The organism is Asticcacaulis sp., assembly GCA_024707255.1.
Classification (GTDB): domain Bacteria; phylum Pseudomonadota; class Alphaproteobacteria; order Caulobacterales; family Caulobacteraceae; genus Asticcacaulis.
The window spans coordinates 2,093,665-2,106,985 of the sequence record JANQAC010000001.1; the positions used below are offsets into that span (position 1 = coordinate 2,093,665).

Sequence of the window (13,321 nt, forward strand, 5' to 3'; positions counted from 1 at the left end):
GGTAGGCGCGACATTAGCGCGTGGCGTGGCGAACTTAGGGCCGGCATATGAAAACCGAGGTCAAGGCGCTGCTTTACAACGCGGCTGGGCATGACGAGGCCATGGCAACGGCAGACATAGATTTTGCGGGGCTGAACAAAAATAAACTTCTTTGGATCGATGGCCCTGCCGATAAACTGGCAACCTTAAAAACCCTGCCCGAAGATGTTGCGCGCGCCATTCATGCGGATGCGCAAACGGCAACGCTCGAGATTTTTGATTCCTGCTATCGTTTTTTCGTGCCGGTGCTGGACAGCAACAATGCGATCCGCCAGTTGACTTTTTTGGTGGGAAAAGGCTGCCTGATTACGATCTGTGATCAGCGACCCGGGTTCATGGACCGGTTCGTCGAGACCGACCGGGGCGAAACCCTGAACGGCAAGCTCACGCCGTCGGCCCTGGCCGCGTCCCTGCTCTCGGAATTGCTGGATGACTATCGCAAGGGCATTGCCGATATCGACAAGAAAATTGATAAGCTGGACGAAGACATCCTGCGTGTACGGGAGAAGAAAGCGCCGCTCGCCACACTCGCGACCCTCCGTCGGCGGGTGTCAAGACTAAGGTCGTCATTGGGGGATATGGGAGGAACGATCCATGCGCTGACGCGACCGGATTTCCTGGCCCATATTGACGCCTGCGATCACACGCATTTCGAGAATACGGCCCGGATCCTGGACCGCCTGGACGATGCGGTCGCGCGGGCGCGTGAGACCATCATCGGCAGTTTTGATCTCTATACGACGCGGGTGGCCCAGGACACAAACCAATTGGTGAAGGCGCTGACGATTGCGACGGTAATCACCGGGGTGATAGGCTGCGCCGCAGGCATATTTGGCATGAATTTCGACACGCCCTTCTTTCATTCGGGCGCTGTGGGTTTTCTCGAGGTCACGGCCGCGATGGTCATGACTTCGCTCGCCATCGTCGGCATTGCCATCTGGCGCCGCTGGTTTTGAGGGCCTGATCCCTAGAACAACGAACCTTGCATGGGCGTCATGGGTTCCGTGCGACCCAATGCCTGGTGATCCTCGAATGTCATCCCCTCCGGATGGTCGAGCTTCGTGCCGCGATTGACGATCGTGAGGAGACCATCCGGCATGCCCTGCTCCTGGAATTCGATAACCTCGGCGGTGGTGGCTCTCAGCCAGAAGTCCACCTCTTCGGCCGTGCGCAAGATAAGGGGCATGGCTTTGGGATGGACTGGCTTAACCTCCGCGTTCGCCCGGGTCGTCACGAAGGCATAGAGATCATGCGTCGTCTCGCCTTCCTTGACCTTGCGGACAGACGTCCACTGCGGCGTCCAGATCCCGGCGAAGAAGAACAGGGGGCGGTCTTCACTCAGCGCGAACCAGTGGTTCTGCTTGGTCTCATGGTGCGGTTCGCAAAAGGACGTCGCCGGCACAAGGGCGCGGTTCGCAATGCCCATCCATTGCTGCCAGTGTTTCTTGTCGAGTTCACGGCAGTTGGTGACGCCGGAATCGTAGTTTTTGCCCCGTAAATTAAAAGGGTGCGAGGGCATGCCCCAACGGCATTGCGCCAATTCCGGGCCGTCAGACGTGGCGCGCACAATAGGTCCGAAACCGTTGGCGAAGATGGCTGGCGATGGTTGCAGATTTCCGACAGCGCTGCGGAAATACTGGGTCAGTTGCCATATGGCATCCTGATTGCTGGTCATGGAGTAGAGGTTGCACATTGCCGGGCTCGGATAGATTTCGCGACAGGGGTGCCACCCAACGCCGAAATGACAGGTCTGGCAACCATTTTTCAATATGCGCATCCTCTGCCCAAGGCAGACGCGGTTGACTCCAAAAGTTAATGTTCTATATTTGTTCCGGGCGTGGCAGAGGGCGAAGAAAGCGGAACGTGTGATGCGGGCTGAGAAAAGGATCGCGGTGTACGCTAAAAACAACGAAGGCCAGGTGGTGGTCAAAGAGATGCACCATGGCTTGATCCCTGCGCATTTCACTGGCTACTTGTCCGACTGGGGGGCGAGCACGAGCCATGTGCGGGTTGAAACAGTGGCAACGACGGACGCTTTTGTTAATGCCTGGGCGCGCAAGCGGCGGGTCGTTTTCCCGCTCGAATGCTATTACGGCAAGGCCAGTCCCGGATCGGACCTGACGGGTCGTAAAGGCAAGGCGGAAAGAGTGGCAATCAAACGCGCCGACGACAAACCGTTGGGCATTGCGGGGATTTACGACTACGCGCACCTGGCAGATGGGCCGTTGCTATCCGCCGCCATGCTGACCCGTGCACCAGGTAAGCGGATGTTCGACATACATGATCGCGAGCCAGTCATTCTTGAGCCGGAAGACTGGCAGGCGTGGCTGGACGGCGTTGATACGCTCGACCTGGCAAAGCCTTGGGCCGACGACGCGTTCATCGTTGTTCCGGCACCTCTCACCAGAACAGGCCGTCGGGCCGGGTAGGAATTCATGCAACGATTTTTGCCACATCGCTTCGAGCTGACATCGGTCTCCGGCACGCTACCCGTGACGGAAATCTACCGCGATTGTTACCCCGCAGTGGGGGATCAACTGGTTATCTTCAATTACTCCAACGTCGAGCCTACGCCATTGAGCGGTTTGACCCCAGGCCAGGGCGTTGGGAGCATGATCATTTCGAGCCGGTTGCGATCGCGCTTCGGCTGATCGAGGTCGTGCAAACGGCATCGCCCGCTAGCAATGTCGTGGCGCTCGATGGCGGTGGCGACTTGCCGCACCGTCTGGCCAACGTCGCCCGGGTCGCCCGGCAAAGCATCACGGATGGGCTTGCGCTAGACATCTGTCACGGTGACTTCCTTTCGCTGTGCGAGGCCGGAAACCTCACATCAGATGTGGCCGGCTATGACGCATTTGCCTATCAACGAATTCCCGCCACGGTTGGCGAAACGGACGCCAGGTGGAATGTCTCGACCTGTTTCACCGGCTATTCCGATGATCGGCACGTGCTTTATGTGACATTGCCAGGGGCGCGCCCTTCGTCATGAACCTCCATTTTCTCGCTTTAGCCAGGGCATATTGTGAAGGACGCCTGCCCGCCTCTCAACTTTTGACACGCGCTGTCGAGATCACCATGAATACCGGCACGGTGGTCGATGAGGCGATCAGTCATGCCCTGGTCAATGGAACGGATCCCCTGATAGAGGGGTTGATGCCGCCTTACGATGCCGCGCAGGAATTGACGCGCATACTCATGCCGTCGGAGTCGGCGCGTATCCGGTCGATATGGGAGGCACATGTACGGCGTATCTCCGTACCACCGCCCACCCGGCAGTGAATGCTCGATCCGTCACCGCAAGCCGTCTTTTCCGCTTCCCCAAAAGCGCCGGCCAATCAGACCTAGCGTTTTGGGGATAAAGTCTCGTCGCATAATAGATGGCAAATATGGTAGCGTGTAAGTTTCGGTCGCGCCGATCGGGAGTATTGCCCAGTAAGTTCCCGATCTATCAGACATAACGGCTTACGCAGCGCTTACCAATTCACCCGTACTCACCCTTTCTTACTTATGTCGCCTGCCTGTAATTTTGCCCTCTACAACTGGACGAAATGGGGAAAAGATGAGGCCCGAGCTTAGCGGAGGTCAAGGATGACAATGGTGTCGCGTTCTGATCGTAGCGGCAAACACATCTTCTGTCTTTCTGAATTTGCTCTACTCTTATTAGCGAAGATCGCTGGCAAATCGATTTCTTACCCCGGGCGTGGGATATCTTTTCGTCTGGCAAATGTGCCAGTTTTCCCGGAGGTTTCCATGTCATCAAAGTTTGGTATTGCTGCATCACTCGCTTTTACTTGCGCACTTGCGGCCGGGTCAGCCTTCGCGACTGATAAGCCGGTGGATTTCGTAACGAAGGCTGGGCAGGGCGACATGTTCGAAGTGCAGCTGGCCAAGATTGCGTTGCAGAAGTCAAAGAATCCAGAGGTGCGCGGGTTTGCGACCCAAATGATTGACGACCATTCTAAATCGGGGAAAGAACTCAAGGCTGTGGCTGCCAAATCGCACATTCGGGTGCCGACCAAGTTGGACTCTGATTACCGTAAGAAGCTGGCCGACTTCTCGAAGAAGACCGACAGCTTCGACTGTCCGGCATCAGCGTGAATGGGCCTAAATTGCGTTCTTGAGATCAGGAGGGTTTGACCTCATCGTAGCCCCCAAGGAGCGAAGATGAGAGGCAAACCCATGGCACCGAAAGTGACCAAGCCATCGGCTGAGAAAGTCGTCAAAGATAACCGTTTAAGGGAGCGGTGCTCCAATTTGAGCGACGGCATCAAGACTGTCCCGATAACTGCAACAACGACTTTTTCAACGAAATCGGCTGGAAGCAGAACGGGACATTGGCCATTCCGCTACGATTGCCAGCACGATCGAAAGAACGGCTGCATGGGCCAGGCGGGCCATATGATAGTCCGTCGTGTTGCACAGGCCGGCATGAGGGTATGAACGCCGGACGCGATGGCGGTGATGGGGGTAAGCTTATTCATACGGTTCTCCATTGAGCTACGGTTTCAGCGGGCACAAAGTCGCGCTGAAACCCTGCTCGCTGGCGAAGCCCGGGGTAGCAAGGGCGAGGACGTGGCGCGGGAGGGTATCCCCGGCTTGCAAGCCGGCCCAATCGCTTGCCGGCTGAAGGTGGGGGAGACCGGCGCCGCGGTCCCGTCTTCGGGACTTCATCCTTGCCCGCGCGAGGGCGGGAGCCCGTAGCATTCCCTGTTCGATCTGTCGCACTGACGGATTTCCAATCGCGATGTCTGGATGTACTGTCGCCTGTGCGGGCGTCTGACGCCTTGGGGGAAGTCGCATGGAAAATCGGATCACAGAGGCTTATGCGCGTGCCAAGACAGCGTTGCAGGCCGATCGAAGCTACAAATGGCTGACCGGTGTCATCGCGGCCGTCATGATGGCAGCCGGGCTGTCAGATCTGGGGGCATTCAGCCATGGGGTATTGACTTGGCTGAATACGCATTTCGATCGCCTCGGTGTAGCCATCGCGTACCGCCTTGGCTGCGACATTCAAGTCACTCAATTGTTTTTAATCTATGCGACCGTTCTGCCCTTCTGGATTAGCGGGGTCGTTCAGCGGTTCTGGTTCAAGGAAAAGAAGGCGGATGGCACGCTCGACTATCTGGTCGCGATCTTCTGTACCTGGTTTCTCTGGGCCATCTGGTTCATCAAGATGTTTGCCGTGTTGCTATCGTCGAGTGGTATGACCCGGGAAGACGAGCAGATGATACTCCTCATCAGTTCAATTCTCTCCGGTTTCACCTGCGTCGTATCCTGCATCGTGTTCGGCGTGGTTCGCGGACTGTTCAAATTGCCGGGCTATTCCGCTTACCTGACCTCGACGCTTCTGCCGCCGACCCTGCTTTTCGGTTACATGACTTTTTCAAGCGCTTCCGTGATGCACGCGCAGCATTACCCATTCTACCGAACCTCGTCTGAAACGGTGACGAGCGGAACTATGACGTTTATCGAGTTTTTCCTGCCTGTCCTCATCGCCCTCAATGCGTCCCGTGTCCGCCTCGTCGGCCTGCTGCTGATGGTTATCTGCGTTCTGGCGTTTGGATACGACTATCTGGTTGCGATCCTAACCAGCTTTTGATGCCCCGATACGCTTACCCTTTTCGTCTTTAAGGCGGACGGAGCTAACGGCGGAGAAATCGCGTGATAGGATGCACCCGACACTGGTGGCAGGCCACAGCGCTTCTCGTAATACGCGCATATACGCTTGCGTGGCGGGTAAATGTCGTTATCATGATTTCATGATTAAGCGAACAGCAGTCGACAACATCGAGGACGTCAGCGATGGATGAAGCACCTCTTCAGATTACCGTTCCGGCGAACACGAAAAGAAGTTTGAAAATTAGATCGGCGGAGACCGGTGACACGATGCGGGTTATCGTGCTGAAGGCGTTGGCAGAAGCGGGCATAGAAGTTCCAGTAGCGGAGTTGTTTGACCGAAGGAGGGGGAAGTGACCACAAAGATCGTTGAGGACAAGCAGAGCCTAGGCCAAGTCGAAGGCCAAACGATGGGCTTTAACGATGTAAGGGCATGCGATTTGTTCGCTGGCGCTGGCGGATTTTCATTGGGTGCCTTCGAAGCCGGTGTCCGTGTGGCCGCCGCGGTCGAACTTAATAAGCACGCTTGTGCGACCTACCGGTCCAACTTGATAGACACCGGTCTCACGAAAACACGGCTGTTCGAGGAAGACATAACCAAGCTTGAGCCTGCTACCGTCAAATCCGAGGCTGGATTTGATACCAGTCCTTGCGACATTCTTCTCGGTGGACCGCCCTGCCAAGGGTTCTCTGCTCACAGAATAAATGGCGCCGGTATCAACGACCCTCGCAACGGTCTCTTGTTGCGCTATTTCGAGTATGTGCGGGTACTGCGACCAGCTTTTTTTTCTTGTTGAGAACGTTCCCGGCCTTCTGTGGGCTCGGCATGCAACGTTCGTTGAAGCATTCTATGCCCTCGCTCGCGCAGCAGATTACGAAGTTCTAGAGCCGCAGGTGATCAATGCGCGGGACTTCGGCGTCCCGCAAAACCGGAAACGGGTATTTTTACTGGGATACGATCGTAAACGTGTTAGCGATGTCGCATCTTGGCCGCCACTTCCGACGCACTTCGGTCATGGCGCCGAAAATGCTTTGGCTTCGTGGATTCCCGCGTCTGCGGTCTTCGATCGCGCGACGATGCCAGGTGACCCCAATGACGTTCACATGAAGCACGGCCCGGAATTGGTAGAAGCATTCGCCAATACGCCGATTAATGGCGGTTCGCGCCGTGAGTCGGGTCGAGTTCTGCCTTGTCACGAAGGGCACGTGGGCCACCATGACGTGTACGGTAGAATCGACCCATCGGCACCCGCTCCGACCATGACGACCGCTTGCATAAACCCATCCAAGGGCCGCTTCGTTCACCCGACCCAGAACCATGGCATCACGTTGAGGCAGGCAGCGAGGATTCAGTCGTTCCCCGACTGGTTCAACTTTGAAGGCGGCCTCATGGCTGGCGGCGTGCAGGTCGGGAACGCGGTGCCGGTGAGACTTGCTGCGGCCCTCCTAACGCCCATTAAAGACGCAGTATTGTCCTTGCGAGCCGCGGAGAAAGCCGCGAAGGCGGCCTGATGGAAGGCCTTGCGTTCCAGACCCGCGCGCGGACGATCGATCACCTCGGTCGTGGCCAAATAGCGGACGCGCCCACCGCGATCAGCGAACTTTGGAAGAATGCGTACGATGCCTATGCTAAAGACGTGTCTCTGCATATCTTCGACGGGGAGCCCGATGTCGCGGCTATTTTCGACGATGGCATCGGCATGAACAGAACTGATGTCGTCGACCGCTGGCTCGTGATCGGGACCGAAAGCAAAATCGAGACTTTCGAGGTCCAAGCCACCGAGACCTTTGGGCTGCCGATCCGGGTTCGACAGGGCGAAAAAGGTATCGGACGACTATCGGTCGCGTTCCTGGCGCCGATTACCGTACTTGTATCCAAGAAGCAGAATGAGGATTTCATCGCCGTAGTCGTCGATTGGCGTCTGTTCGAAAACCCGTTCATATCTTTGGACGACATCCGCTTGCCGGTTGAGACCTTCGAATCACCAGACGAGCTGGCCGATGGCCTCCCGAAAATGGTCGACGTATTGCGGGCAAATTTGGGCGACGAGAAAACAGAGCGTGGCGTACGCCTGTCTGAGGGCTGGGCTAGATATTCCAACTATGAAAAGCGACAAAACGCCCCAGTAACCGAGCAGGCTATACGGCAATCTTGGGCCGCGATGCCGGTCACGCGCCGCCACTTAGAAGAGTGGCAGGTGTACTTGGGCTTGGCGGAGCATGGGACCGCCATGTTCATGTCTGAGCTGAACCACGAACTCGGCGTCTGGGTTCGCCCTTCAGAAACGGGCGAGGAGGTCGACGAGGTCAAGGAAAAGCTGCGCCAGACGCTTACCGGATTCACCGACCCTTATTCGGCGAACCGCCCCGAGTTCACATACGAAGTGTTCGTCCATAAGCGCGAAGACAACAATCGCCTTATCGGCACAGCCGACGTCTTCGGCCGTGATCGCCTTGTGGATTTGGAACATTATATCGACGGCGAATTCGACGAGCGAGGAACCTTCACCGGCAGGATAGTGGCCTTTGGGCAGGATCTCGGACTCCGCAGCTATACTCCGATCCGACCTGTGCAGGCAAAGGGCAAAGACAGACTGGGGCGTTTCGCCTTCACGATCGGGACATACGAAGTGGACGAACGCAGGTCGACCCATTCCGAACTGGAGCACGCGAATCTGATGCAGCAAGCCGATCGTTTTGGGGGCGTTTTCATTTACCGAGATTCGTTGCGGGTCATGCCGTATGGCCGTCCGGACGCCGATTTCCTCGGTCTGGAGGAACGCCGCGGCAAGCACGCTGGCCGTGAATTTTGGGCGCATCGGCGTAGCTTCGGCCGGATCGCGGTGACGCGGCAGGCGAACCCCACGCTCAAAGACAAGGCCGGCCGCGAAGGGCTGGTAGACAATCGAGCCTTCCGGGAAATGCGGATACTTGTCGTGGAATTTTTGCGCGACGCCGCGCGTAAGTATTTCGGCACCGATGCGCCGCTCCGGCAAGAGCTTATGCCCGGCATCATGGAGCGGAAGGCGCTTCAAAAGGCCGCTGCCGATAAGGCAAGAACTCGCCGAAAAAAAATCTACGTGAGTTCTTGAGGGACCAAGCTCCGCCGTTGGTCGATGCGTTGGCCCGCGTGGATTCGTTGATAGCGTTGGCCAAGGACACGCTCCAGAAAAAAGATCGGGTACAGGCCACCGTGCTCGCCTCGCGGGCGCACCAAATCCGAGCCGTTAGCGAAGAATTGCGCCCGCCGGTCCCTTCTTCAAGGTTGGGAGACCTTGAAGAGCGCTGGAGAGAATATCGCGACGACTATCAAATGCTATTGGACAAGCTTCAAGAGCTGACGAACGTGTCGTCGCAAGTCGACGCCGCGCTTAAGGGCGAAGAGCCGAAGACGGTGTTCGCCGAGCGGTTCGCCGAACAAGAAGGCGAACTTCAACGTCAACTCAGCCGGTATACGACCTTGATCGATGCCAAGCTCGCCGAAGTACGCGCCCTTTGGCACAAGAATGCCTTGGACGACGCCTCGCTGCTTAAATCGCGCGCCGGATATTTGCTTGATGGTGAAATCAACACGGCGAATCTGTTGGCATATTTGAACATTGTCGAGGCAAACCGGGCGGAGCTTGCCGAAGGTTTCACCGATCGATATCGTTCATTCCTAAATACTCTGGAACAGTTGCTAGAGGGCATCGACCTCGAAGGTGCCTATGCTATCACCGAAGACGACCGGGCGGAACTGGAAGAGCAACTGAAGGACATTAGGTCGATCGCACAGGTCGGTATTACCGTCGAAATCATCGGACATGAGTTCGAGACTCTGGAAACCGAAGTTCGGCGCAATCTCAACAAACTAACCGCAGACGTGCAGGCCAGCGAACCCTTCAAAAGGGCGATGCGCGCGCACCTAGCACTGGCGGATCGGATTCGGTTCCTAGCGCCAATGAAGATTGGTGGTTATCGCGCGCGCGAACAAATCACCGGACGGCAATTGGCGGACTACGTCGAAGACTTCTTCGGACAGACTTTCGCCGATCAGCGCATCGAATTCGTCGCTACTGCAGAATTCCGCAAAATCATTATCCGCGACATTCCGTCTCGTATCTATCCCGTCTTCATAAACCTCGTGAACAACGCGATCTATTGGTGTTCACAGGTTGCGGACCGCAAAATCACGATTGATTTCAGGGATGGCCTGGTCGTCATTGCCGATAGCGGTCCTGGCGTCGATCCGGAAGACGTGCCGCGATTATTCGAGATTTTCTTTTCAAGAAGGCGGTCCGGCCGAGGCGTCGGCCTTTACTTGTCCAAAACGAATCTGTCCGTAGCCGGACATAAAATACGCTACGCGATGACGGGCGACCCGCATGTGTTGAGCGGCGCCAACTTCATCATCGAATTCAAAGGGGTGGAATAATGGCCGACGGTGCGTACGAACAGGCGGTAAGGGACACGTTCGAGCTGAAGCCGTTGAGAACGGTCCTGATGATCGACGACCAATTCCCAACCTATTCCGATCTGATGGCGGGCGACGACGGCTCTGACAAGTTCAAGCAAAAGGACACAGCACTTGCCCTCTACAAGGATTTTCGTCGTCTCCATATGATTTGCGATGTCGAAAACGATGTCTCTGACGTCGAAGCTGATCACTTACGCAAAAGCGATCTGGTGATCCTGGACTACAACTTAGGGCCGGACCAGAGCAACGAGCGCTCCATCAGCTTGCTGCGGTCGTTGTCGGCGTCCAAACATTTCAACACTGTCGTCGTGTACACGGCGGAACCGGATCAGGACAAAGTCTGGCTGGAGATCATTGCGAGCTTGACCGGGCATTGGAACACATACCCGGACACACTACAGGGCGAGGCCTTGGAGCATTGGACACGCTTGTCCGACGAAGGAAGTTTGCCGGCTGCGACGCGCCAAGCGACCATGGCGTTTGCGATGCGGCGCGAAATGGACGACGTCGTTGCGGCGGAAAAGAAAAGCGCTCGCAAGGAACTGAACGACCTCGGTGTTCCCGTTGCGGTCCAAGAAGAAATTCTAAGGGCGATGATCCATGTAGCGATATCTGAGAGTGCGGGCGGCCATGCCGGCCAGGCCAAGAGGAAGGCCGTCGGCGGGTATAGAAGCGGCGTTCGGTGGATTCAGGCGCATAATTCCTTCATCGCGATATTGCAAAAGCAGGCTCTCAGCGAGGATGTGCCGGCAGAAGATCCTGCAGGTATCATGGCCGCGTTGGCCCAAGCGTTGCTATCGTGGCGGCCGAGCCTGTTTCAAATCTTGATTTCAGAAATCCAGAATGTCCTTGAGTCTGATGCTTTGGCGACCGAAGAACTGCATCTGGGAGACCCGGAGATTCAAACGGCGCTTTGGTATTACCTTCTCCAATCGCTGGGACCGCTGGACCTTAGCGCCGATCCAGACGTCACAGTGCCGTTGATGAGCGTCATCGACAAGATCGTGGACGGCATTAAGAAACGCCTCTCCTCCGACAGAGAACTGCTCCGACTTGCGAGCGACGCCCTAGTCGGCGAATTGCGCGATTCCCAGTGGACGCCCGCGACCTGGCCCGCACCTGGAACCGCCGCAATGCTCAAAGCGGCTACCGAGTTTGCCCGTACCCCCATAAAGGTAAAGAAGCCAGATGTACTTTTCAGGCTGAACAATTTCTTCTCGACGGAAAAATTCCGGCGATCGCACATAACGACCGGGACGGTGTTTACGGATTCCCACGCCAACACTTTCTGGGTTGCCGCGTCGCCCGCGTGCGACTTGGTTGCGCGTGCGCCGAGCGCCCAACAATTGTGGAGCCATGCCCTTCATCCCATAACCGCGGTAGTTGCGATTCGGCTGATAGGCGAACCGAACCTCGACGACGCTTTGAAGGTGGCGGCACACGGTCGACATGTGTTTCTCGACATCGATGGCAAGAAAATGGCGTTCGCACTGTTCAACGACGATAAGCAGCCCATTTACGAATTCATATTTGCCTCGAATGCAGGGAACGTCCGCGAAGCGGACGGCGCGACTGTGTTTCGGGCGGCGCGTCTACTGTCGCGGGCGGAAAGAGCAAAAGCTGCGGAGGCCGCTGCCGCGCGCGGTACTGCCGGTGGTGCATTCGATCAGAGCGAACCGGCAGCTGAAGCAGCGATCGATGCGCTACCACAGGCCGAGGCCGTCGTTCGGGCCAATCCAGAAGATGATCGCGAATTAATTTATGAGAACTTCACTGTAGTCGACCAACTCAGAGGTCTCAACGCGACCCATATTCTTCAGATCGCCGGGCAGCACTTGTCCCGCGTTGGCCTCGACTTTATGAAGATGCCTTCGAACTGATCCGCCCAGTCGATGACTTTCATTGATACTTCCTGAACTAAGATGCCAGCGGCCTGCGGGATTGAGCTGGCCCTTATGAACTCTTGGTACTCCTAATTCAGCGTTCCTGGCTGGACACTTTTCCAAAGCTCAAGCGCCAAGTAATTAACAGGATATGCAGGTAACAGATGCGCCCTATGGAACAGGCTAACTTATTTTCGTCGATCATAGGAAGGGCAAAGGCGGGTGAATTGGGCGATGACGATATTGCGGACATCGCCGTTGCTCTTGCAAAAGTCCGGTGAATTGATGCCGTCTTGGGGGAAGCCTACGGCCGACTTGGCATCGACCGGGGGGCCCAGTTCTTTATCGACTCTGATCTGTCCCTTATTTCTTCGCGCAATGGGATATATCGTTCCCAAATTGGGGGTTCCCGGTAGGCCGGCGGGAGGACTGGATGTTTTAGTGCAAATTCCGGGCTATCGGACATCGCTTTCTGGAAAGCAAGTTGCCGCGGTCATCGAGGCCTGCGGATACGCGCATTTTGAGGCTAAAACCATTGCGCCGATGGATAACGAATTTTTTCATTACAGGCAACAAAACGATGCACAGGCAATCCCGGCACTTGTAATAGCCAGCTTACTTTCAAAAAAAATATCGGTCTCTGTCGAAAGAGCTGGCCTAGACGTTCGCGTTTCAGATTGTGGAAATTTTGGGAAAAATTTTGACGATGCGGCCGCTAATGCGAAGAGATTCGTTCGAGTTGCTGAAATTTTAGGCTTAACAGCGACATGCGTTTTGACTGACGGCGGCTATGCATATCAGCCATATTTGGGGCGAAAGGAATCGTTGCTTGCGCTCAACCGCGTAATTACCGGCAGCGCCTGTAAATGGCTAACTCGACACGCCGACCAATGCAAAGACCTCGCGGCGGCGGTTGCGGGTGAAAGGAGCGTTGGTCCCGGCGAAATTGCCAAAGTCTTTGATGAAAATATTGTGGCGCAGGGGGGATCTAAAGAAGCGCTGCAGGATCTGCTGGAGAAATTGGTAGTCGACCACCGGATCATGGTAAATGCCCGGCAAAATGGCTATGTGCGCTACGATTTGGGCCGATTAAGGGCTGCGATGGTAAAATATCAAAACAGGCCCCACCTCACTTCAAAATACTCCGATCCAGTTGGAATCATACTAAAGTCGGAAGATGGAGAGTATGTCGAATTGGGGCAACCAATATTGTCCATTCGCAATGACTTCGATGACGCCGAGCTAGTATTGGATGTCGAGGCCTGTATTACTTTTTTCGCAGTTTCCCGCCGGAAAGCGGCATGAGGATATATATGTCTAGGTATTG

General features: G+C 56.0%; 13 protein-coding genes. 12 read left to right on the top strand and 1 reads right to left on the bottom strand.

Annotation, left to right across the window (positions count from 1 at the left end):
* Positions 1–47: 47 nt before the first annotated feature.
* On the top strand, positions 48–995 hold the full coding sequence (locus NVV72_10370; protein ID MCR6659721.1) for a CorA family divalent cation transporter: 948 nt from the start codon (positions 48–50) through the stop codon (positions 993–995).
* An 11-nt stretch (positions 996–1,006) separates the two neighbouring features.
* Here the strand turns inward: NVV72_10370 and NVV72_10375 are convergent, their stop codons facing one another.
* Positions 1,007–1,732 carry an SOS response-associated peptidase family protein gene (locus NVV72_10375; GenBank protein MCR6659722.1) on the bottom strand — a complete coding sequence of 242 codons (726 nt, stop codon included), beginning with the start codon at positions 1,730–1,732 and terminating at the stop codon, positions 1,007–1,009.
* A gap of 175 nt (positions 1,733–1,907) precedes the next feature.
* On the opposite strand from NVV72_10375, the gene NVV72_10380 reads away from it, so the two are divergent.
* The 11 genes from NVV72_10380 to NVV72_10430 all read left to right on the top strand — a co-directional run bounded on the left by NVV72_10380 (position 1,908) and on the right by NVV72_10430 (position 13,299).
* Positions 1,908–2,468 (top strand): SOS response-associated peptidase, encoded by a 561-nt coding sequence (locus tag NVV72_10380; GenBank protein MCR6659723.1) that lies wholly within the window; start codon positions 1,908–1,910, stop codon positions 2,466–2,468.
* A gap of 230 nt (positions 2,469–2,698) precedes the next feature.
* On the top strand, positions 2,699–3,028 hold the full coding sequence (locus NVV72_10385) for a hypothetical protein (protein ID MCR6659724.1): 330 nt from the start codon (positions 2,699–2,701) through the stop codon (positions 3,026–3,028).
* 86 nt (positions 3,029–3,114) lie between these two features.
* Positions 3,115–3,318, top strand: a complete 204-nt coding sequence (locus NVV72_10390; protein ID MCR6659725.1) for a hypothetical protein — start codon at positions 3,115–3,117, stop codon at positions 3,316–3,318.
* Between the two features lie 309 nt (positions 3,319–3,627).
* Positions 3,628–4,137: a DUF4142 domain-containing protein gene (locus NVV72_10395; protein MCR6659726.1), complete on the top strand. Its 510-nt coding sequence runs from the start codon at positions 3,628–3,630 to the stop codon at positions 4,135–4,137.
* Between the two features lie 700 nt (positions 4,138–4,837).
* Entirely contained in the window at positions 4,838–5,638 is an 801-nt protein-coding gene (locus NVV72_10400) for a hypothetical protein (GenBank protein MCR6659727.1), read from the top strand.
* 370 nt (positions 5,639–6,008) lie between these two features.
* The gene (locus tag NVV72_10405) at positions 6,009–6,452 is read left to right on the top strand and encodes a DNA cytosine methyltransferase (protein ID MCR6659728.1); all 444 of its coding nucleotides are present in this window, start codon (positions 6,009–6,011) and stop codon (positions 6,450–6,452) included.
* The gene (locus NVV72_10410; GenBank protein ID MCR6659729.1) at positions 6,415–7,167 is read left to right on the top strand and encodes a DNA cytosine methyltransferase; all 753 of its coding nucleotides are present in this window, start codon (positions 6,415–6,417) and stop codon (positions 7,165–7,167) included. The genes NVV72_10405 and NVV72_10410 overlap by 38 nt, the downstream gene beginning before the upstream one ends.
* The gene (locus tag NVV72_10415; GenBank protein ID MCR6659730.1) at positions 7,167–8,747 is read left to right on the top strand and encodes an ATP-binding protein; all 1,581 of its coding nucleotides are present in this window, start codon (positions 7,167–7,169) and stop codon (positions 8,745–8,747) included. The genes NVV72_10410 and NVV72_10415 overlap by 1 nt, the downstream gene beginning before the upstream one ends.
* Positions 8,748–8,764: 17 nt before the next feature.
* On the top strand, positions 8,765–10,069 hold the full coding sequence (locus NVV72_10420) for an ATP-binding protein (GenBank protein ID MCR6659731.1): 1,305 nt from the start codon (positions 8,765–8,767) through the stop codon (positions 10,067–10,069).
* Positions 10,069–11,991 carry a response regulator receiver domain gene (locus NVV72_10425; protein ID MCR6659732.1) on the top strand — a complete coding sequence of 641 codons (1,923 nt, stop codon included), beginning with the start codon at positions 10,069–10,071 and terminating at the stop codon, positions 11,989–11,991. Before NVV72_10420 ends, NVV72_10425 begins: the two co-directional genes overlap by 1 nt.
* Before the next feature lie 444 nt (positions 11,992–12,435).
* On the top strand, positions 12,436–13,299 hold the full coding sequence (locus NVV72_10430; GenBank protein MCR6659733.1) for a hypothetical protein: 864 nt from the start codon (positions 12,436–12,438) through the stop codon (positions 13,297–13,299).
* Positions 13,300–13,321 lie beyond the last annotated feature (22 nt).